The following is a 21,511-nucleotide window of genomic DNA, read 5'->3' as shown; positions in this document are numbered from 1 at the left end:
AGTGACTAAGCCAGCGGCTCAAACAGCGCGGCAAGGTCGTCGCTGGTGAAGCTGGCCGGTTCGCTCAGGTCGTCGGCCAGGATGCCGTCGGCCAGCTCCGCTTTCTGCTGCTGCAGCGCGACGATCTTCTCTTCAATACTGCCTGCGGCAATGAGCTTATACACGAAAACCGGTTTGTCCTGGCCCAGGCGATAAGCACGATCCGTCGCCTGGTTTTCCGCCGCCGGATTCCACCAGGGATCGTAGTGGATCACCGTGTCTGCCGCCGTCAGGTTCAGTCCCACGCCGCCTGCTTTCAAACTAATCAGAAACACCGGTACTTCGCCATTCTGAAAACGGCGCACCGGTTCGGTTCGGTCGCGCGTGCTGCCGGTGAGGATCACATAAGGAATGCGCGCTTTCTGTAACTCTTCCGCAATCAGCGTCAGCATGGTGGTGAACTGTGAAAAGATCAGGATGCGACGATCTTCCGCCAGCAGATCGCTGAGCATTTCGCGCAGCAGCATCAGCTTGGCCGACTGTTTTACCTTCGCCGTTTTATCATTATCAATCAGGCGCGGGTCGCAGCAGATCTGCCTCAGCTTAAGTAAAGCATCCAGCACCAGCAGGTGACTGCGCCCCGCCCCCTGCTGCTCGACGGCCAGCCGCACGCGATCTTGCATTGCGCCACGTACCTTCTCGTATAAATCCCGCTGCGCGCCTTCCATTTCAACCGAGCGCACGATGGTGTTTTTTGGCGGCAGTTCTTTCGCCACTTCCTGCTTGCGCCGACGCAGCATAAAAGGCCTGACGCGGCGTGCCAGCAGCTCGCGCCGAACCCTGTCGCCATCCCGCTCCACGGGAATACGCCACTCCTGAGTAAATTCTTTTTCGCTGCCGAGGAAACCCGGTAGCAGAAAATCAAACTGCGACCACAGCTCGCCAAGATGGTTTTCCAGCGGCGTGCCGGTTAAGCAGAGTCGATGGCGGGATTTCAACGTGCGAATGACCGATGCCGCGCGCGAAGCGCTGTTTTTCACATACTGCGCCTCGTCCAGAATCAGCAGATGATAACTGTGGCCAAGCAGCTCCGGCTGATCGCGCCACAGCAGAGAATAGGTGGTAATCACCACGTCATAGCTTTCAATACGGTCATAAAAAGCTTTGCGCTGTGGCCCGGTCAGCGCCAGCATTTTTAGATCCGGGGCGAAGCGTAAAGCTTCCTGCGTCCAGTTATAAACCAGCGTGGTCGGCACCACGATCAGCGCTGGCCGATCCAGCCGCCCCGCTTCTTTTTCCAGCAGCAGGTGCGCCAGCGTCTGGATAGTTTTCCCCAGCCCCATATCATCGGCCAGCACGCCGGAAAGATCGTTCGCCCGCAGAAACTGCATCCAGTTTACGCCCTGCTGCTGATAGTCACGCAGCTGCGCGCGCAACCCTACCGGCGGCGCAACGGGCTCAATGCTGCTGCCTGACCGCAGGCGCTCGGCCAGCTGTAATACGCCGTTTCCGCCGTGGAACTGCCAGCGGCCCGTCTCGCTCAGCGCCGTCAGCCTTCCCGCTTCGTAAGGCGCTATGCGCAACGGCGTTTCTACACCCTGAGCAAACAGATCGGCCAGATTGCCAACCACGGTTTTTAGCTGGCTGGCCGCGATATGCAGGCGTTCGTTGCTCTCGCTGCGCAGCTCTATGGTTTCCTCATTCGGGATCGCAGCGAGATCGCCAGACAGCCAGCGGCGATCTTTCTGAAAAAGCCCGGCAAGCAGCGGCTGCATTTTGACTTTACGCGGCCCAATCGCGGCTTCCATCTCCAGCGCGTACCAGCCGTCCTGCTGCTGAGCGACCACACCGTCTATAGCCGTAATCTCCAGAACGTTCCAGGTAAAATTATCGTCTACGCTGGCTTGCCAGCCATCTCGCGTCAGTTTTGGCAGTACGGTATGAATGACGTTTTGCCACTGCTCAGGCGCATCCGGTGCAAAGATGACTGGCGGTAACGGTGCCGAGTGCGGCGTATAAATATGACCGGATGAAACGCTGTTCAGGCCCAGGGCGTTCAGGTCATCTGTCCAGCGCTGTTCCTGCTCATGCTGACGAACAACCTGAAAGAGCTGGCCGTGGCGATCGGCGAACTGTTCACCGCTGCTGCCGGCGGGCACCTGAACGCCCGCATAGTCAAAATAGAGCGCGGCGAAGTCGAGGCGCTTCTGGCGATGGCCATAGCGCCCAAAGCCGCTGATAAATTTTGCGCGTGACTCCAGCCGAAGGACGGGGGAAGGCCTGGCCGTGACGGGCGCCACCGCCACCGTCGTCGCCACGGCGGGCTGCCGCTGTAGCCACGCCAGCATCACCGCCGCCACGTGGCGACAGTTATTTTTTACCGGACAGGTGCATTCGCCGCTGGCATGAAGTTTGCCCTGCGGTCGGCTAAAGTGAACCATTACCTGAAAAGGCTCGATTTTCCTGCCCGGTACTTCACCCGTTAACAGATTATTTTGCCATTGCAGTTGCTGAACTTTACCTACCAGCTCTTTTGCTCTTGCTACGCTGCGCGCGCCCGTCCAGCGGCTAACCTGTTTTTCGTTGTACTTCACAGAAGACATCAGTCTGTATCCCGGCCTGACCTGAGCAGAAGCATAACTACTCCGCATAACAGGCAATAATATGAATTCCGTGCAGGTGATTGCAACTCCGGAACGTCCGCTATGGGGTGAAAAAAGATAAATAATAGTCGTCAACAGACGCTAACGGCTGCTGCTTTCCCGTTAACGTCCAATATTTAGACGGTCAGTAAAACGCCCTTTTTCTTAAGTGACTGAGATCGCAACAGGCTTTTTTTGATCCTTGTTTCAAATCAAAAACCTTGCGGTTAAACAGGAGGAAAACGCTACATATAGTTATTATCATGCCACGCTGTATCTACATATAGAGATTCGCACAGGGAAAAGGTATGACTTCGAGAGTAATCAAACGGGACGGCTGCCGCGCGCCTTTTGACGCGTCGCGTATTCTGGAAGCGATTAAAAGCGCGGCCAGAGCGGTCAATATTGATGACGACGCCTATTGCGCTATCGCTACGCAACAAATTTGCCAGCAGCTACAGCAGCAGGAAAATGTAGATATTCACGTTATTCAGAATACGGTTGAAAATACGCTGATGGCGGGCCGCTATCCCGAGCTGGCACGCACCTATATTGAGTATCGTCACGATCGCGATATCGCTCGCGAGCTGCGCGGCAAGCTGAATAAAGAGATCCGTGGGCTGATCGACCAAAGCAACCCGGCGCTGCTGAATGAAAATGCCAATAAAGACAGTAAAGTCATTCCAACGCAGCGCGACCTGCTGGCCGGTATCGTGGCTAAACACTATGCCACGCAGCATATCCTGCCTCGCGACGTGGTGCAGGCCCATGAGCGCGGCGAAATTCACTATCACGATCTGGACTACTCGCCCTTTTTCCCTATGTTTAACTGCATGCTGATCGATCTTAAAGGCATGCTGACCCAGGGGTTTAAAATGGGTAACGCGGAGATAGAACCGCCAAAATCGATATCGACCGCTACCGCCGTAACCGCCCAGATTATCGCCCAGGTTGCCAGCCATATTTACGGTGGCACCACGATTAACCGCATTGACGAGGTGCTGGCACCTTTTGTTGACGCGAGCCTGGAGAAACATCGTCAGACGGCCCGCCAGTGGCAGATTGCCGACGTGGAAGCCTATGCGCTAAGCCGGACAGAAAAAGAGTGTTTTGACGCTTTTCAGTCGCTGGAGTATGAGGTCAACACGCTGCATACCGCTAACGGCCAGACGCCTTTTGTCACCTTTGGCTTTGGCCTGGGCACCAGCTGGGCCGCGCGTCTGGTGCAGCAGTCCATTTTACGTAACCGCATAGCCGGGCTGGGCAAAAATCATAAAACCGCCGTTTTTCCCAAGCTGGTGTTTGCCATTAAAGAGGGGTTAAACCGCTCGCCGGGCGATGCCAATTACGATATCAAACAGCTGGCGCTGGAGTGCGCCAGCAAGCGTATGTATCCCGATATTCTGAACTACGAGCAGGTAGTTAAGGTAACCGGCTCGTTTAAAACGCCGATGGGCTGCCGCAGCTTTCTGGGCGTGTGGGAGGAGAACGGCAGGCAGGTTCATGATGGCCGTAACAACATCGGCGTGATCAGCCTGAATCTGCCGCGTATTGCGCTGGAAGCGGCAGGCAGCGAAGCACGCTTCTATGATTTGCTGGACCAGCGCCTGCGGCTGGCGAAAAAGGCGCTGATGAGCCGTATCGCCAGGCTGGAAAACGTCAAGGCGCGCGTGGCCCCCATTCTTTATATGGAAGGTGCCTGCGGCGTGCGGCTCCAGGCTGACGATAACGTTGCCAAAATCTTTAAGCACGGCCGCGCTTCTATTTCGCTGGGCTATATCGGCATTCACGAAACCATCATTGCGCTGTATGGTCGCGAAAAGCATCTTTACGACGATGCGCAACTGCGGCAAAAAGCGCTGGCGATTGTCAGCCGCCTGCGCGAAGCGGTGGATAGCTGGAAGGAAGAGACGGGCTACGCCTTCAGTCTTTACAGTACGCCAAGCGAAAACCTGTGCGACCGCTTTTGCCGTCTGGATCGCGCCGAATTTGGCGTGATAGCGGGCGTCACCGACAAGGGCTACTACACCAACAGCTTCCACCTGGACGTAGAGAAAAAAGTTAACCCTTATGACAAGCTTGACTTTGAAGCGGCCTATCCGCCGTTAGCTAACGGCGGCTTTATCTGTTACGGCGAATATCCCAATATTCAGCACAACCTGAAAGCGCTGGAAGACGTCTGGGATTACAGCTACAGCCGCGTCCCCTATTACGGCACCAATACGCCGATTGACGAGTGCTATGACTGCGGCTTTACCGGCGAGTTTGACTGCACCAGCAAAGGCTTCACCTGTCCCAAATGCGGAAATCACAATGCCGAACGCGTCTCCGTGACCCGCCGCGTCTGCGGTTACCTGGGTAGCCCGGACGCGCGTCCTTTTAACGCGGGTAAGCAAGAGGAAGTGAAGCGCCGCGTTAAGCATTTATCCAACGGCCAGCCGGGATGAATATTCATCAATACTATTCGGTCGATATTGTTAACGGGCCGGGCACGCGCTGTACGCTGTTTGTTGCGGGCTGCGAGCATCAGTGCGTCGGCTGCTATAACAAAAGTACCTGGCGGCTTAATTCCGGCTATCTCTTTACGCTACAGATGGAAGAACAGCTGATTGCCGATCTGAACGATACGCGCATTCCGCGCCAGGGATTGTCGCTGTCGGGCGGCGATCCGCTGCATCCCGCCAACGTAGCCGATATTCTGCGGCTGGTGCAGCGCGTGCGCCGTGACTGCCCGGAAAAAGATATCTGGCTATGGACGGGCTACCGCCTGGCGGAGCTGAGCCCGGCGCAGCAGCAGGTGGCAGAACAGATTAACGTGCTGATAGACGGAAAATTTATTCAAACATTAAAAGACCCGGCGCTGCGCTGGCGAGGCAGCAGTAATCAGGTTATCCACTATTTGCGATAGGCGGCCCGTATTATCAGCCACATGCAGAGTAATCCATTAGGCCAGCTTGATTTCTCAGAATTACCAACCACACTTAACTCTGCTATGCAAAATAATAACCGGAGGAAAACATGAAGAAGATTGCGGTTCTGATTACCGATGAGTTCGAGGACTCCGAATTTACTTCGCCAGCCGAAGCCTATACCAAAGCTGGCCACCAGGTGGTTACTATTGAGAAAAAAGCGGGCATTACCGTTACCGGTAAGCAGGGCAAAGCCAAAGTGAAGATCGATAAAGATATCGATCACGTTCAGGCGGCCGACTTTGACGCGCTGCTGTTGCCGGGCGGTCATTCACCGGATAGCCTGCGCAGCGACGATCGTTTTGTAAACTTCACCAAAGCCTTTGTGGATGCCGGTAAGCCAGTATTTGCTATCTGTCATGGCCCGCAGCTGCTGATCAGTGCAAACGCCACGCGCGGTCGTAAAATGACTTCGGTAAAAGCCATTGCCATCGACCTGAAAAACGCCGGTGCTGACTTTTATGATAAGGAAGTAGTGGTAGACAACGACAAGCTGGTTACCAGCCGCACGCCGGACGATCTGCCCGCGTTCAACCGTGAGTCGCTACGCATTCTTGAAACCGCTTAAGATTGAATAATGGCAAACGCGGCATGTAACCTTGTCGCGTTAGCCTTTCTATATTCATTCACGCAGCCAGCTTAGCTTTTTGCCAAAACCCAACGCGTTATCCACCATCTTCAGCTCGTTAAGCTCAATTTCCCAAATGGGTGCAGAAGCCGCTGCCGCCACGGGAAAACGCTTAACATAGGCCTTACGCGCCCTTTCCTCTTCTGTACCCGCCAGCAGCCGGACGCTACCGGAATACTGTACCCCTTTAATCAGCATAACGGATTTGGGCTGCCCGTTTACCGTCCCCGCCACCCGAGGATCGCTGGTGAAGTGGCTACCGTGACGGGTTTTTTCCTCCGTCATCAGCCAGAAAACAACTTCCTGCGGTTCAAAAACGTAAAAGCAGTTAGCGCACCATACGGGGCTGCCGCCGCAGACGGAAAGGACATGCTGTTTTTGCAAGTAGCGAGCGATAGCCTGTAACGGCTCAGATTCAGACATTAAAATCTCCCTGCCAGGCCCGGTAAAAAATCGTTAACGACGGGCAAGAGCTGATAAACTTCCGGCCATTACTGGCTATCGGTAGCAACGAATGGACATACAGGCAGCCGCGCCCTGGCATCTTTATATTGTGCAAACCGCCAGCGGCGCGCTTTATACCGGCATCACTAATAACGTTACGCGTCGTTTTAAGCAACATCAGGCGGGTACCGGTGCCAAAGCGTTGCGCGGGAAAGGGCCGCTGGCGCTGCTGTTTCACTGTGAAGCAGGCGACCGCTCAAACGCTTCTAAGCTGGAATACAGAATAAAACAGCTGACGCGACAGGATAAAATCAGGCTGGTGCGCCACCAGCCTGATTCGGTTGAAGCCTGGCTGACCGCTCAGTCGCGATTGAAAGGCGCGGAATAGTCGATCCTGCCTTTTGCATCGTCAAAAGCGTCGTCCGCCAGTTTATAAACCTGAAAAGCCGCTTCGGTGCCTGGCCAGCGGCAGTGCAGCTGGTGACGCGCGGCCGGTACAAAACCGTAACGCCCGTAGTAAGCCGGATCGCCCAGCACCACCACGGCGGCATAGCCAAACTCATTAAGCGTATCCAGCCCTTCGTAAATAAGCTGCTTGCCCAGCTGCTGACCGCGTACGCTTTCATCCACCACCAGCGGCGCCAGACCGACCCACTGCTTATCTTCACCGTTCAGCGTAACCGGGCTGAAGGCCGCGTAACCCAGCACCTGTCCTTCCTCATCGGTGGCTACAACGCCCAGCGTCAGTAAACCGTCCTCACGCAGCTGCTGCACCAGCTCTGCTTCTGCAGCGGTGGCGAAGCTGCGGCGCAGCAAGCTGTCTATGCTGGCGGCATCAACACCGATTTCCGTACGAATTAACATGATACACCTGCGCGCGCTGCTGTTGCAGCCGCGTCCTCAGTCAGTCCTGCTTCAATAAAATCAGCCAGTTGTATTAATCCACTACGCAACGGCTTTGGCATAGTCTCAAGATCGATCCCATCCATCAGGTTTTTTACTTCCAGCCCCAGCTCCGTATCGCCTTCAATCAGCAACCGACGCTGAAAAAACAGGGTATCGGGATCCCGACGCCGTGCGGCAATTAACAGCAGATCGTTAACGTCACCGCGAAACCAGACGTCTGCCTCTGTGCGATTGGTTATGCGCAATATTCCTTGCTCAACGGTAGTTGTCCAGCGCAGCCCAAGGTCGCGGATTTCCACGCCTAACCAGCGATCCTTCAGAAAGTTTAACTCACCTTCCGCCAGTGCATAGTGAAATTGCCAGTTCAGCAGCTGTTGCAGCAGCTGCTTTTTCACGATGAAGGGGGCAAACTGCAGCGGAAGCCGCAGAAAACGGGGACCTTTGCGGACAAGCTGCGCGCGTAACGGATTCAACACCATTATCACTCCTTTAAATAAAATTTAAGCTATTTTGCCAGATTGAGAAATCCCTTCAGGCGGTTGGATCAATAAAGTGCGTGAACCCTGGGGTTTTAACAGCAAGACTGATAGCTATCAATATGCTTTTAACTGTTCTGAATCAAAAAGCGTCGCGGCCGGCATGACTACACTCGTTTGTTTTTCTGTTTATGGAATGTCATATGGAACTGCTTTGCCCTGCCGGGAATCTGCCAGCGCTAAAGGCGGCCGTCGCCAGCGGCGCGGATGCTGTCTACGTCGGCTTAAAGGATGATACCAACGCCCGCCATTTTGCCGGGCTTAACTTCACCGCAAAGCGGCTGGAGGAAGCAGCCCGCTACGTTCATCAGCATAGACGCAAACTGCACGTTGCGATCAATACTTTCGCCCATCCGGCCGGCTTCGAACGCTGGGAGCGCGCCATTGATAGCGCGGCCGCAGCGGGCGTCGATGCGCTGATTCTGGCCGATATCGCCATGCTTGATTATGCCGCTCGCCGCTACCCGCAGATTGAGCGCCACGTCTCCGTGCAGGCTTCGGCAACCAATCTGGAAGCGATAAAATTCTATCAGCGTCATTTTGACGTCGCTCGCGTGGTGTTGCCGCGTGTTCTCTCGCTCCACCAGGTGCGCCAGCTTGCCCGCACCTCGCCCGTCCCGCTGGAGGTCTTTGCTTTCGGCAGCCTCTGTATTATGGCAGAGGGCCGCTGCTACCTCTCTTCCTGGCTAACCGGCGAATCGCCCAACACCGTGGGTGCCTGTTCGCCCGCGCGCTTTGTACGCTGGCAGCAAACGCCGGAGGGTCTGGAGTCGCGCCTGAACGACGTGCTGATTGACCGTTACGACGCCGCTGAAAACGCCGGTTACCCTACCCTGTGTAAAGGACGCTATAAGGTCGAAGAAGCGCGCTATCACGCGCTGGAAGAACCCACCAGCCTGAACACGCTGGAGCTGCTGCCGGATTTGCTGGCGATGAATATTGCTTCGGTAAAAATCGAGGGGCGTCAGCGCAGTCCGGCTTATGTCGAGCAGGTTACGCAGATCTGGCGGCAGGCCATCGACTGCTGTAAGGCAGACCCGCAAAACTTTGCCGTCCAGCAGCGCTGGATGGCCGCGCTTAGCGAGCTGAGTGAAGGCACGCAAACCACGCTGGGCGCTTATCATCGTCAATGGCAGTAGGAAAAATCATGAAATATGCCCTGGGGCCGGTGCTCTGGTACTGGCCAAAAGCGACCCTGGAAGCGTTTTATCAGGCCGCTTCGGCAAGCCATGCCGACATTATTTATCTGGGAGAGGCCGTTTGCAGTAAACGCCGCGCGACAAAATTTGCTGACTGGATGGCGATGGCGAAAGCGCTGGCCAGCGCCGGCAAACAGGTAACGCTGAGCACGCTGGCGCTGATTGAGTCGCCGTCGGAACTGAGCGAACTGAAGCGCTATGTCGATAACGGCGAGTTTCTGATCGAGGCCAACGATATGGCGACGGTTAATCTGGCTGCCGAAGCCGGACTGCCTTTTGTCGCGGGACACGCGCTGAACTGCTACAACGCAGCAACGCTGCGCCTGCTGCATAAACTTGGTATGGTGCGCTGGTGCATGCCGGTAGAGCTTTCGCGCGACTGGCTCGCCAGCCTGTTACAACAGTGCGAGCAGCTGGAGATACGCGGAAAGTTTGAGGTTGAAGTGTTGAGCTACGGTTATCTGCCGCTCGCTCTTTCTGCCCGCTGCTTTACTGCCAGAGCAGAAAACCGCGGTAAGGACGAATGCGAAACCTGCTGCATTAACTATCCGACGGGCCGGGCGCTGCGCTCTCAGGAAGATCAGCAGGTCTTTGTCCTGAACGGCATTCAGACCATGAGCGGCTACTGCTACAACCTGGGTAACGAGCTGGTCTCTATGCAGGGCCTGGTCGATATCGTCAGGCTTTCGCCTCAGGGTGATGAAACGCTGGCGATGATTGATACCTTCCGCGCTAACGAAACGGGAGGCGCGCCGCTGCCTCTGACAAACCAGCATCACTGCAATGGCTACTGGCGACAGGTCGCTGGCCTGACGCTGGTGGTTTAAGCCACAGGCGGGAAGGGATGCCCGCTGACTGCTGTCCGATAATTACCCTTCTGTTTTCTATCAGTAAAGATATACTTATCTTTTACCGGCTCCTGAGCCGTTGCCGAAGCGGCTTTTCGATGCGTAAAGTGCTGCAAATTGCCAATCTACCTGACCAAAGATCGCTTAGGCTGTGTGTTTGCGCAGGCGCGTAGCCTGGAAATAAAGTGAGCGATTATGTCTGATAAAAAAAATGCCTCCCTGTCCGTGCTCGATCTGGCCCCTATCCCGCAGGGCGCGACCGCGCGTGACGCTTTTCATACCTCGCTGGCGATGGCGCAGCAGGCGGAAAAACTGGGCTTTAACCGCTACTGGCTGGCGGAGCACCACAATATGACCGGCATCGCCAGTGCGGCGACGTCGGTGCTGATCGGCTACCTTGCAGCCAACACCACTACGCTGCGTCTTGGCTCTGGCGGCGTGATGCTGCCTAACCACTCGCCGTTAGTTATTGCCGAGCAGTTCGGCACGCTGGAATCCCTCTACCCCGGCCGTATTGATTTGGGCCTGGGGCGCGCGCCGGGTTCCGATCAGCGTACGATGATGGCGCTGCGCCGCCATATGGGCGGCCACGTTGATAACTTCCCGTCCGACGTGGCGGAAATGATCGCCTGGTTTGACGCGCCGGAAGGCGCAGAGCCTGCCGTACAGCCTGTTCCCGGACTGGGACTGAAAATTCCGGTATGGCTGCTGGGTTCCAGCCTGTACAGCGCACAGCTGGCCGCGAAGCTAGGGCTGCCGTTTGCCTTCGCCTCGCATTTCGCGCCGGATATGCTGCTGCAGGCGCTGCATCTGTACCGGGAAAACTTCAAGCCGTCCGCTCGTCTGGCACAGCCGCATGCCATGGTATGCGTCAACGTAGTCGCTGCCGACAGCGAGCACGATGCCCGCTTCCTCTTTACCTCTATGCAGCAGCAGTTCGTCAATCTGCGTCGCGGCAAGCCAGGCCCGCTGCCTGCGCCGGTAGAGAATATGGATAACCTGTGGTCGCCTTCCGAGCAGTACGGCGTGCAGCAGGCGCTGAGCATGTCTATCGTTGGCGATGTGGATAAAGTACGGCACGGCCTGGTAGCGCTGATGCGGGAAACGCAGGCGGATGAAATCATGGTCAACGGCCAGATTTTCGATAAGGAAGCGCGCCTGCACTCTTTTGCGCTGGCGATGGAAGCTTACCGTTCGCTGTAAGCGACGCGGCGGAGGGATCCTCTCCTCCGCCCGGCCATTAAATTACCGCTTCTGCCAGAAAGCGATCCTTGCCGGAATAGTGCTTAAGACCAATATAAAGAGCAAAAAAAAACCAGCCCGAAGGCTGGTTTTTTATTTCGCAGTCAGTGCTTACGCATCACGACGACGGGTTGGTGCGCTGCCGTCTTCACGACGCGGACCACGGTTACCACCGTCACGGCTGAAACCGCCGCCACGACGTTCGCCGCCACCGCTACGCTCGTTGCTGAAGCGACGACCGCCTTCGCTGCGGCCGCCTTCGCTACGACCGCCGCCGAAGCCGCCACGACCAGCACCAGCGCCTGGACCACCACGACGCTCGCCACCGCGATCGGCAGGACGAGGCTGTGCATCACCAATCAGCTGCATATTCATCGGTTTGTTCAGAATACGCGTGCGGGTGAAATGAGACAGGATATCGCCCGGCATGCCTTTCGGCAGCTCGATGGTAGAGTGCGTACCAAACAGCTTGATGTTGCCGATATAGCGGCTGCTGATGTCGCCTTCGTTAGCGATAGCGCCAACGATGTGACGTACTTCAACGCCGTCATCACGACCCACTTCGATACGGTAAACTTCCATATCGCCAACGTCACGACGTTCACGACGTGGACGGTCGCCATCACGGCTTTCGCGAGGACCACGATCCGGACGGTCGCCACGGCGATCGTCACGCTCTTTGAACTCACGACGCGGACGCGGAGCCGGATCGGCAGGAACGATCAGCGGACGCTCGCCCTGTGCCATTTTCAGCAGTGCGGCAGCCAGCGTTTCGATATCCAGCTCTTCTTCCGCAGGCTGCATTTTGCTCAGCAGCGCACGGTACTGTTCCAGATCGCTGCTTTCCAGCTGCTGCTGAACCTTCGCCGCGAACTTAGCCAGGCGACGCTCGCCCAGCAGTTCTGCGTTTGGCAGCTCAACTTCTGGAATAGTCAGCTTCATGGTGCGTTCGATGTTGCGCAGCAGACGACGCTCGCGGTTCTCAACGAACAGCAGCGCGCGACCAGCACGGCCAGCACGGCCGGTACGGCCGATACGGTGGACGTAAGACTCTGCATCCATAGGGATGTCATAGTTTACAACCAGGCTGATACGCTCAACGTCCAGACCACGTGCCGCAACGTCGGTCGCAATCAGGATATCCAGTCGACCATCTTTCAGGCGCTCCAGCGTCTGCTCACGCAGTGCCTGGTTCATATCGCCGTTCAGAGCTGCACTGTTGTAACCGCTGCGCTCCAGCGCTTCAGCCACTTCCAGCGTTGCGTTTTTGGTACGAACGAAGATGATCGCCGCATCAAAATCTTCTGATTCCAGGAAGCGTACCAGCGCGTCGGTTTTACGGCCGTAGGCTGTCCAGTAGCTCTGGCTGATGTCAGGACGCGTGGTCAGGCTTGACTGAATACGCACTTCCTGCGGCTCTTTCATGAAGCGTTTGGTAATACGACGGATCGCTTCAGGCATAGTTGCAGAGAACAGAGCGGTCTGATGACCTTCCGGGATCTGCGCCATGATAGTTTCAACGTCTTCGATGAAGCCCATACGCAGCATTTCATCGGCTTCGTCCAGCACCAGGCCGCGCAGGTTAGAAAGGTCTAACGTGCCGCGTTTCAGGTGGTCCAGCAAACGGCCAGGCGTACCCACAACAACCTGTGGACCCTGACGCAGTGCACGCAGCTGTACGTCATAACGCTGGCCGCCGTAAAGGGCCACTACGTTAAGACCGCGCATGTGTTTAGAGAATTCAGTTACGGCTTCTGCAACCTGAACCGCCAACTCACGAGTTGGTGCCAGCACCAGGATCTGCGGCGCTTTCAGGTTACTGTCAATGTTGTTCAGCAATGGCAGCGAGAACGCTGCGGTTTTGCCACTACCGGTCTGTGCCATACCCAGTACGTCACGGCCCGCCAGCAGGTGAGGAATACACTCAGCCTGGATCGGAGATGGCTTCACATAGCCTATGCCGTTAAGTGATTCGAGGATGGATTCGTTCAGACCCAGGTCAGCAAAAGTGGTTTCAATTTCAGTCATGTAGTACACGTGCCTCTTAGATTGCGGCGGCCAGTCTACATAACTCGTCGTGAAAACATTCAGTCATTTTCATCAAAAAGTGTGAACCGGCTCAAATTAGTGGTTTCGACGAACAAGAAAGCCCTCACCCGTGAAGATGATGACATTTCAAAAATCAGGACAAAAAAAGTTCGTCAGCTATTGCTGGTCAGATTCTGATAAATCGTCTTGTGTCTGGCCGAGTAGCGCCAGCTCCAACAATGCATATCGGTGCTCAACAAAGTTATGTACGTTGTTGGCGACCGTCAGCTTGAACAACGCTTCTGCGTTGCTCTTCTCCCCCAGACTTAGGTAGTGCTTACCTAAATAGAAGTTGGTTTCACTGAGATGTTCAGCGAGCGAGGTGTTATCCGTTGCGTCCGCCTTGAGCCTCTCCATCAGCGTGTTTTCGCTGATATGGCCCAGGTAGAACTCGACAATATTCCATCCCCATTGGTCTCTGTCCGCTTTGTCGTAGCGCTGTTGAAGCGATACGGCTGCCTGGTCGGCGTTTATCTCGCGTTCATTGAGATAGAGCCAAAGGCTGCGGAAGGGATCGTTAGGATCGTCTTGATAAAACGCCAGCAGATCATCTTGCGCCAGTTTAAATCTTCCACCGTAGTAGAGGGCGATACCGCGATTTAAATGCGCATAATTGTAAGTTGGATCAAGCTCAAGTACAGAATCAAACGCTTCGTAGGCGGCATCAAAGTTGCCTGCCTGCGTTAGATATATGCCTAAGTAATTGAATACTTCCGGCATATCTGGTCTGACAGATAGCGCTTGTGAAAAATCATTTCGCGCCAGTGCTCTCAAACCAAGACTATCATACAACACTCCGCGCTCATATAACAGCTGTGCGCGTTCATCATCGGTCAGGGCCCGACTGGCAAGAATTTGTTCCATGCGTGCCAGGATAACTTCCTGTTGCAGCGTAGGCTGTAGCGGAACAGCTAAAACCTCGTTGTTACGCCAATCCGAGTTGCTGCATCCTGCCAGCGTTAAAGCTGTCGCAACGAAACACCAGCGCAAAAAAGGCTTCATTTCCACTCCCGAATACAAACAATGGGATGACTCCTTCATCCGCCTGCCGTGCACAAGGTGTCGTCCTGCCCTCGCGATGAAACGGCTCTCCGCCCAACGGCGGAGAGCTTAGCGTTCTTCTTACTCTGCTGAAGCTTCTGGTGCTGGCGCAGCCGCCGCTTCCGGCTCGGCTGCTTCTTTGATGCTCAGGCGCACGCGGCCCTGACGATCAACTTCCAGTACCTTCACCGGCACTTCCTGGCCCATCTGCAGATAGTCAGTGACTTTCTCAACGCGCTTGTCGGCGATTTGAGAAATATGCACCAGACCTTCTTTACCGCCGCCGATAGCGACGAAGGCACCGAAGTCTACGATACGAGTAACTTTACCGTTGTAGATACGGCCCACTTCGATTTCTGCAGTGATCTCTTCGATACGACGGATAGCAAATTTCGCTTTGTCGCCATCGGTTGCCGCGATTTTTACGGTACCGTCATCTTCGATTTCGATGGTGGTGCCGGTTTCTTCGGTCAGCGCACGAATAACGGAGCCGCCTTTACCGATAACGTCTTTGATCTTGTCCGGGCTGATCTTGATGGTATGGATGCGCGGAGCAAACTGAGAGATATCGCCGCGTGGCGTGCTGATAGCCTGTTCCATTACGCCCAGGATGTGCAGACGTGCGCCCTTAGCCTGGTTCAGTGCCACCTGCATGATTTCGCGGGTGATACCTTCGATTTTAATGTCCATCTGCAGCGCGGTGATGCCTTCACGGCTACCGGCTACTTTAAAGTCCATATCGCCCAGGTGATCTTCATCGCCCAGGATATCAGACAGCACGACAAAGTTGTCGTTATCTTTAACCAGACCCATCGCGATACCGGCTACGGCCGCTTTGATCGGCACGCCCGCATCCATCAGCGCCAGAGAAGCACCGCAAACGGAAGCCATTGACGATGAACCGTTAGATTCGGTGATTTCTGACACTACGCGCACGGTGTACGGGAACGCATCGCCTTTAGGCATAACGGCCAGCACGCCACGCTTCGCCAGACGACCGTGACCAATTTCACGACGCTTCGGCGAACCGACCATACCGGTTTCACCTACGGAGTATGGAGGGAAGTTGTAGTGGAACAGGAAGCTGTCGGTACGTTCGCCCATCAGCTCGTCCAGATTCTGTGCGTCACGCGCGGTACCCAGCGTAGCCGTTACCAGCGCCTGAGTTTCACCACGGGTAAACAGCGCGGAGCCGTGAGTACGCGGCAGTACGCCAGTGCGCACGTCCAAGCCACGGATCATATCTTTTTCACGACCGTCGATACGCGGCTCGCCACGCAGAATGCGGCTACGCACCACGTTCTTTTCCAGACCGTGCAGGATGTCGCTGATTTCGCCTTCATCCAGGTCTGCATCTTCCGCCAGCAGCGCCGCTGTGGTTTCAGATTTGATCACGTCAACCTGAGCATAGCGCTCCTGTTTTTCAGTGATGCGATAGGCGTCGCTCAGGCGAGATTCGGCCAGCGCGGCGATGCGGCTGTGCAGCGCTTCGTTAACCGCTTCTGGCTGCCAGTCCCAGCGTGGTTTACCGGCTTCGGCAACCAGCGCCTTGATGTTCTCAATTACAACCTGCTGCTGCTCGTGGCCAAATACTACGGCACCCAGCATCTGGTCTTCGCTCAGCAGTTCCGCTTCGGATTCCACCATCAGTACCGCACCTTCGGTACCGGCAACCACCAGATCCAGCTTGCTCTCTTTCAGCTCGTCGGTGGTTGGGTTCAGCACGTACTGGTCATTGATATAACCTACGCGGGCAGAACCGATTGGGCCGTTGAACGGAATGCCTGACAGGCTCAGCGCGGCGGACGCACCGATCATCGCCACGATATCCGGGTTAACCTGTGGGTTAACGGAAACCACGGTAGCGATAACCTGCACTTCGTTAACGAAACCTTCCGGGAACAGCGGACGAACCGGGCGGTCAATCAGACGCGCAATCAGGGTTTCGCCTTCGCTTGGACGGCCTTCACGACGGAAGAAGCTGCCCGGGATACGGCCAGCAGCGTAGGTACGCTCCTGGTAGTTAACGGTCAGTGGGAAGAAGTCCTGACCTGGCTTAGCTTTTTTCTGGCCCACAACGGTGACGAATACGGCAGTATCGTCCATGCTTACCATCACGGCAGCCGTTGCCTGGCGCGCCATCATACCGGTTTCAAGCGTAACGGTATGCTGACCATACTGGAATTTTTTTACGATCGGATTCAGCAAAATTATATCCTTAACGTTCCTGGCAAGGCACCGCCCTGCCGTGAATCTTAAATCTTCTTTGCATCCTCGCGACTAATGACAACCCTAATCCCCCATGGGACAAAGCCTCTCATTAGCCGCGCGAATCTCTGCAACTGAAGATCACACTCAGCAACAATACAATAGTTTGGCCTGGATTGCTGCGTTCAGACTGAAAAAAGGGGCCGTAAAGGCCCCTTTTTAGCGAAACTCGCATAAATCTGCCTTTGGTTTCCTTTTCCTCGCAGGTGACTGAAGAAAAAGGCAGCAGATTGTAAGACTAGCGACGCAGACCCAGACGCTCGATCAGGCTGGTGTAACGTGCTACATCTTTACGCTTCAGGTAATCCAGCAGTTTACGACGCTGAGAAACCATACGCAGCAGACCGCGACGGCTGTGGTGGTCTTTTTTGTGCTCAGAGAAGTGACCCTGCAGATGGTTAATCTGTGCGGTCAGCAGAGCAACCTGAACTTCGGTAGAACCACTGTCGTTTGCATCACGGCCGTAATCAGCAACGATCTGCGCTTTAGTTTCAACACTTAGAGACATGTTACCACTCCAAATTTTAAGATAAATGTACAGGTGCCGATCTCTAATTCAGCAACCCAGTGTAAAGCCGAGTCATTCTACTCTGAGCCTGAGGCTTTCGCAAATGCCGCATCGGAATATTCTACAACCAGCCGCCGTGGCGCGACGCGGCCATCGTCGGCCACTTCCGCCATGCCGATAAACTTGCGTTCTTCGCCTTCCGTCACGCGGATCATGCCGGAATCCGGCACGTTAGTCGCCTGCACCGGCATACCCTGTTTAAAGTATGCGGCTACGCTGGTCAACAGATTCACTTCCGGATACGCAGCAGCAGGACTATCCATCGGCATCAGCAGCGGATCCAGCAGCTCTGCTGCTGGACGGCCGCTGGCAAGCGCTTCCTCACTGAGCGCCTGAAGCTGCTCAAGCGTCACCATGCTGGCAATCGGATAGGTCGCCACCTGCAGGCGGCGCAGGTAGATAACATGCGCGCCGCAGCCCAGAATTTCACCCAAATCGTCCGTAATGGTACGGATATAGGTGCCTTTCGAGCAGTGGATTTCCAGCTCCAGCTCAGAACCTTCCAGACGGATAAATTTTAGTTCATAGACGTTGATGCTGCGCGCTTCACGCGGTACTTCAATGCCCTCACGCGCGTATTCATAAAGCTTGCGCCCCTGATACTTGAGCGCCGAATACATCGACGGCACCTGCTGAGTTTCCCCACGGAAGCCGTCGAGCGCATCGTCGAGCTGCTGCTGCGTAAAGGTAACAGGCCGCTCGCTGATAATTTGCCCGTCGGCGTCCGACGTATCGGTACGCTGTCCCAGACGGGCCACCACGCGATAGCGCTTGTCAGAATCCAGCAGGTATTGAGAAAACTTGGTGGCTTCACCCAGGCAAATCGGCAGCATGCCGGTTGCCAGCGGATCGAGCGCGCCGGTATGGCCCGCCCGGTTCGCATTAAACAGTCGCTTTACTTTCTGTAGCGCATCGTTAGAGGAAAGCCCACCGGGTTTATCCAGCAGTAAAACACCGTGAATATCGCGTCCGCGACGACGAGGACGGCTCATTATTCCTCCTTGTCATCTTCCGCAGGGCCACGGCGCTCGGCGTCGTTGCGTACTACGTTAGTGACAAGGTTAGACATGCGCATACCTTCAACCAGCGAGTTATCGTAGAAGAAGGTTAACTCAGGCACGATACGCAGGCGCATCGCTTTGCCCAGCAGCGTACGGATATAGCCAGAAGCATCACCCAGCGCGCGCAGGCCCGCCTTGATAGCGTCTTCGTCTTTATCGTTTAAAAAGGTAACAAATACCTTGGCATAGGCCAGATCGCGGGAAACGTCGACGCCGGAAACCGTAACCATCATGCCCAGGCGCGGATCTTTAATCTCGCGCTGTAAAATAATCGCGATCTCTTTTTGCAGTTCCTGGGAGACGCGCTGCGGGCGACCAAATTCTTTCGCCATAATTCTTTTCCTCAAAAAATTCGGGAGGCACAGCGGCCTCCCAAATATATTGCTTTATGTTTCAGGCAACTATTAAGCGATAGTACGCTGGATTTCGATAATCTCGAAGACTTCGATCATATCGCCAACGCGCACATCGTTGTAGTTCTTCACGCCGATACCACATTCCATGCCGTTACGGACTTCGCTAACGTCATCTTTGAAGCGGCGCAGGGATTCCAGCTCGCCTTCATAGATAACCACGTTGTCGCGCAGTACGCGGATTGGGTTGTGACGTTTGATATTGCCTTCCGTCACCATACAGCCTGCAACAGCGCCGAACTTCGGTGATTTGAACACGTCACGCACTTCGGCCAGGCCGGTGATCTGGTGCTTGTACTCAGGTGACAGCATACCGCTCATCGCCTGCTTCACTTCGTCAATCAGGTTATAGATGACGGAGTAGTAACGCAGATCCAGGCTTTCTGAATCGATCACGCGGCGCGCAGAAGCGTCAGCACGAACGTTGAAGCCAACCAGGATAGCGTTGGAAGCCGCAGCCAGCGTAGCGTCGGTTTCGGTGATACCACCTACGCCAGAACCTACAATCTTCACCTTCACTTCGTCGGTAGACAGCTTCATCAGTGAGTCAGCGATAGCTTCGACAGAACCCTGGACGTCAGCTTTCAGCACGATGTTCAGCTCAGAAACTTCACCTTCGGTCATGTTAGCAAACATGTTTTCGAGTTTAGATTTCTGCTGACGCGCCAGCTTAACTTCACGGAATTTGCCCTGACGATAGAGCGCAACTTCACGCGCTTTTTTCTCGTCACGTACCACGGTCGCTTCGTCACCGGCAGCAGGCACGCCTGACAGACCCAGGATCTCAACCGGAATAGAAGGACCAGCGGTCAGCACTTCGCGTCCCAGCTCGTCACGCATCGCACGCACACGGCCATACTCGAAGCCGCACAGTACGATATCGCCTTTGTTCAGCGTACCTTCACGTACCAGCACGGTAGCAACCGGACCACGACCTTTATCCAGGAAGGATTCAATAACTACGCCGCTTGCCATACCCTGACGAACCGCGGTCAGTTCCAGAACTTCTGCCTGCAGCAGGATAGCGTTTAACAGATCGTCAATACCGGTTCCCGCTTTTGCAGAAACGTTAACGAACATGTTTTCGCCGCCCCACTCTTCCGGAATGATTCCGTACTGGGTCAGCTCGTTTTTAACGCGATCCGGATCGGCTTCTGGCTTATCGCACTTGTTCACCGCAACCACAACCGGCACTTTTGCCGCTTTGGCGTGCTGAATAGCTTCGATGGTCTGTGGCATCACGCCGTCATCAGCTGCCACTACCAGGATAACGATATCCGTTGCCTGAGCACCACGGGCACGCATTGCGGTAAACGCGGCGTGGCCTGGGGTATCCAGGAAGGTAACCATACCGTTGTCGGTTTCAACGTGGTAGGCACCAATGTGCTGGGTAATGCCGCCCGCTTCGCCAGAGGCGACTTTAGTGGAGCGGATATAGTCCAGCAGCGACGTTTTACCGTGGTCAACGTGACCCATGATAGTCACCACCGGCGCACGCGATTCCATCGCTGCATCGGTATCACGATCGCTCATTACCGCTTCTTCCAGCTCGTTTTCGCGGCGCAGCGTCACTTTGTGACCCATTTCTTCCGCGACCAGCTGGGCAGTTTCCTGATCGATAACCTGGTTGATGGTCGCCATAGCGCCCATCTTCATCATCGCTTTGATGACCTGAGAACCTTTCACCGCCATTTTGTTAGCCAGTTCCGCTACGGTGATGGTTTCACCGATAATCACGTCACGGTTAACGGCCTGGGCCGGCTTGTTGAAGCCCTGCTGCAGCGTACTCTTACGCTTGCCGCCTTTACCACCGCGGAACTGCGCACGCGCTTCTTCACGGTCGGTTTTCGCTTCAGAATGCTTGTTGCCTTTCTTACGCTGTGGGGCTTTCGCCGGGCGCGCAGCGCGAGTGCGACGGTCGCCTTCAACCTGCGCATCGTTTTCGTCTTCTGCTGCACGAGCGTGCGTGGACGTGGTTACGTGATAGTCAGAAGTGTCTTCCACTTCTTTCTCTGCTTCCGCCCACTCGGAGCCTTTTTCTTCCGCCATTTTACGGGCCTCTTCCGCTACGCGCTTCGCTTCTTCTTCAATCTTGCGACGCGCTTCTTCTTCGGCTTTACGCTTCAGTTCTGCGGCTTCCGCTTCGCGGCGAGCTTTGTCAGACTGTTGGGTGCGGGTCATATCGTCGGTTTGTTGGTTGCTCACTTTGTCTTTTTCCGCTGCTTCACGCCTGGCTTTTTCAGCTGCCTCACGTTTGGCCTGCTCCTCGGCTTCACGCTGCGCTTTTTCTTGAGCTTCGCGCTGGGCTTTTTCTTCAGCCTCGCGACGAGCCATTTCTTCCGCTTCACGCTGCGCCTGCTCTTCTGCTTCTGCCTGAGCGGCATCTGCAGGATCGCCTTTTACATAGGTGCGTTTTTTGCGGACTTCGATTTGCACCGATTTACTTTTACCGCCGGTGCCCGGGATGTTCAAGGTACTGCGCGTTTTGCGCTGTAATGTCAGTTTACCAGAACCGCCGTTGTTGTCGCGATTCAGATGGGTAAGGAGCGTCTCTTTTTCCTGCTGGGTCACAGAGTCGTTCTCAGACTTGCGGATCCCTGCATCAGCAAATTGCTGTACCAGGCGTTCTACCGGTGTCTGAATCTCTGCGGCCAGCGATTTTACAGTTACATCTGTCAT

At 55.3% G+C, this 21,511-nt stretch carries 19 protein-coding genes; 7 read left to right on the top strand and 12 right to left on the bottom strand.

Annotated elements, in window-relative coordinates; translation table 11 throughout:
• Positions 1-5: 5 nt before the first annotated feature.
• On the bottom strand, positions 6-2,582 hold the full coding sequence (locus ACMGGR_RS02080) for a DEAD/DEAH box helicase (RefSeq protein WP_414148036.1): 2,577 nt from the start codon (positions 2,580-2,582) through the stop codon (positions 6-8).
• 347 nt (positions 2,583-2,929) lie between these two features.
• Between ACMGGR_RS02080 and nrdD the strand changes: the two genes are divergently transcribed.
• The 3 genes from nrdD (at position 2,930) to ACMGGR_RS02065 (ending at position 6,158) form a co-directional block, all read left to right on the top strand.
• The gene (nrdD, locus tag ACMGGR_RS02075; protein ID WP_246759859.1) at positions 2,930-5,068 is read left to right on the top strand and encodes an anaerobic ribonucleoside-triphosphate reductase; all 2,139 of its coding nucleotides are present in this window, start codon (positions 2,930-2,932) and stop codon (positions 5,066-5,068) included.
• Positions 5,065-5,529 (top strand): anaerobic ribonucleoside-triphosphate reductase-activating protein, encoded by a 465-nt coding sequence (nrdG, locus tag ACMGGR_RS02070; protein WP_414148035.1) that lies wholly within the window; start codon positions 5,065-5,067, stop codon positions 5,527-5,529. The genes nrdD and nrdG overlap by 4 nt, the downstream gene beginning before the upstream one ends.
• A 110-nt stretch (positions 5,530-5,639) precedes the next feature.
• The gene (locus ACMGGR_RS02065; RefSeq protein ID WP_246759857.1) at positions 5,640-6,158 is read left to right on the top strand and encodes a type 1 glutamine amidotransferase domain-containing protein; all 519 of its coding nucleotides are present in this window, start codon (positions 5,640-5,642) and stop codon (positions 6,156-6,158) included.
• 54 nt (positions 6,159-6,212) lie between these two features.
• On the opposite strand, the gene ACMGGR_RS02060 is transcribed toward ACMGGR_RS02065, so the two are convergent.
• Positions 6,213-6,641: a YhbP family protein gene (locus ACMGGR_RS02060; RefSeq protein ID WP_414148034.1), complete on the bottom strand. Its 429-nt coding sequence runs from the start codon at positions 6,639-6,641 to the stop codon at positions 6,213-6,215.
• A 91-nt stretch (positions 6,642-6,732) separates the two neighbouring features.
• Here ACMGGR_RS02060 and ACMGGR_RS02055 point away from each other — a divergent pair, with 91 nt between their 5' ends.
• A complete protein-coding gene (locus ACMGGR_RS02055; protein WP_246759855.1) occupies positions 6,733-7,050 on the top strand; it encodes a GIY-YIG nuclease family protein in 318 nt (105 codons plus the stop codon).
• Here the strand turns inward: ACMGGR_RS02055 and ACMGGR_RS02050 are convergent.
• Positions 7,023-7,526 carry a GNAT family N-acetyltransferase gene (locus ACMGGR_RS02050; RefSeq protein ID WP_246759853.1) on the bottom strand — a complete coding sequence of 168 codons (504 nt, stop codon included), beginning with the start codon at positions 7,524-7,526 and terminating at the stop codon, positions 7,023-7,025. The genes ACMGGR_RS02055 and ACMGGR_RS02050 overlap by 28 nt on opposite strands.
• Positions 7,520-8,044 carry a ubiquinone anaerobic biosynthesis accessory factor UbiT gene (gene ubiT, locus ACMGGR_RS02045; RefSeq protein ID WP_414148895.1) on the bottom strand — a complete coding sequence of 175 codons (525 nt, stop codon included), beginning with the start codon at positions 8,042-8,044 and terminating at the stop codon, positions 7,520-7,522. The genes ACMGGR_RS02050 and ubiT overlap by 7 nt, the downstream gene beginning before the upstream one ends.
• Before the next feature lie 203 nt (positions 8,045-8,247).
• On the opposite strand from ubiT, the gene ubiU reads away from it, so the two are divergent.
• The 3 genes from ubiU (at position 8,248) to ACMGGR_RS02030 (ending at position 11,354) form a co-directional block, all read left to right on the top strand.
• Positions 8,248-9,243 carry a ubiquinone anaerobic biosynthesis protein UbiU gene (gene ubiU / locus ACMGGR_RS02040; RefSeq protein ID WP_414148033.1) on the top strand — a complete coding sequence of 332 codons (996 nt, stop codon included), beginning with the start codon at positions 8,248-8,250 and terminating at the stop codon, positions 9,241-9,243.
• 8 nt (positions 9,244-9,251) lie between these two features.
• Complete coding sequence (locus ACMGGR_RS02035) at positions 9,252-10,130, top strand: U32 family peptidase (protein ID WP_414148032.1); 879 nt, start codon at positions 9,252-9,254, stop codon at positions 10,128-10,130.
• A gap of 216 nt (positions 10,131-10,346) precedes the next feature.
• Positions 10,347-11,354: a luciferase-like monooxygenase gene (locus ACMGGR_RS02030; protein WP_414148031.1), complete on the top strand. Its 1,008-nt coding sequence runs from the start codon at positions 10,347-10,349 to the stop codon at positions 11,352-11,354.
• Between the two features lie 150 nt (positions 11,355-11,504).
• Here the strand turns inward: ACMGGR_RS02030 and ACMGGR_RS02025 are convergent, their stop codons facing one another.
• The 8 genes from ACMGGR_RS02025 to infB all read right to left on the bottom strand — a co-directional run bounded on the left by ACMGGR_RS02025 (position 11,505) and on the right by infB (position 21,511).
• Positions 11,505-13,421 (bottom strand): DEAD/DEAH family ATP-dependent RNA helicase, encoded by a 1,917-nt coding sequence (locus tag ACMGGR_RS02025; RefSeq protein WP_414148030.1) that lies wholly within the window; start codon positions 13,419-13,421, stop codon positions 11,505-11,507.
• Between the two features lie 16 nt (positions 13,422-13,437).
• Positions 13,438-13,494 carry a protein YrbN gene (gene yrbN, locus ACMGGR_RS02020; protein ID WP_106382000.1) on the bottom strand — a complete coding sequence of 19 codons (57 nt, stop codon included), beginning with the start codon at positions 13,492-13,494 and terminating at the stop codon, positions 13,438-13,440.
• 104 nt (positions 13,495-13,598) lie between these two features.
• Positions 13,599-14,483 carry a lipoprotein NlpI gene (gene nlpI, locus ACMGGR_RS02015; protein WP_414148029.1) on the bottom strand — a complete coding sequence of 295 codons (885 nt, stop codon included), beginning with the start codon at positions 14,481-14,483 and terminating at the stop codon, positions 13,599-13,601.
• A gap of 120 nt (positions 14,484-14,603) precedes the next feature.
• A complete protein-coding gene (gene pnp, locus ACMGGR_RS02010) occupies positions 14,604-16,730 on the bottom strand; it encodes a polyribonucleotide nucleotidyltransferase (protein ID WP_414148028.1) in 2,127 nt (708 codons plus the stop codon).
• 298 nt (positions 16,731-17,028) lie between these two features.
• Complete coding sequence (gene rpsO, locus ACMGGR_RS02005; RefSeq protein WP_024966694.1) at positions 17,029-17,298, bottom strand: 30S ribosomal protein S15; 270 nt, start codon at positions 17,296-17,298, stop codon at positions 17,029-17,031.
• 77 nt (positions 17,299-17,375) lie between these two features.
• Positions 17,376-18,350 (bottom strand): tRNA pseudouridine(55) synthase TruB, encoded by a 975-nt coding sequence (truB, locus tag ACMGGR_RS02000; RefSeq protein WP_414148027.1) that lies wholly within the window; start codon positions 18,348-18,350, stop codon positions 17,376-17,378.
• Positions 18,350-18,751: a 30S ribosome-binding factor RbfA gene (rbfA, locus tag ACMGGR_RS01995; RefSeq protein ID WP_246759842.1), complete on the bottom strand. Its 402-nt coding sequence runs from the start codon at positions 18,749-18,751 to the stop codon at positions 18,350-18,352. Before rbfA ends, truB begins: the two co-directional genes overlap by 1 nt.
• A gap of 72 nt (positions 18,752-18,823) precedes the next feature.
• Positions 18,824-21,511, bottom strand: coding sequence for a translation initiation factor IF-2 (gene infB, locus ACMGGR_RS01990; RefSeq protein ID WP_246759840.1), 2,688 nt, complete (start codon positions 21,509-21,511; stop codon positions 18,824-18,826).

Source organism: Erwinia sp. BNK-24-b (assembly GCF_047456155.1).
Lineage (GTDB): Bacteria > Pseudomonadota > Gammaproteobacteria > Enterobacterales > Enterobacteriaceae > Erwinia > Erwinia phyllosphaerae.
This window is presented reverse-complemented; position numbering and strand designations above follow the sequence as displayed.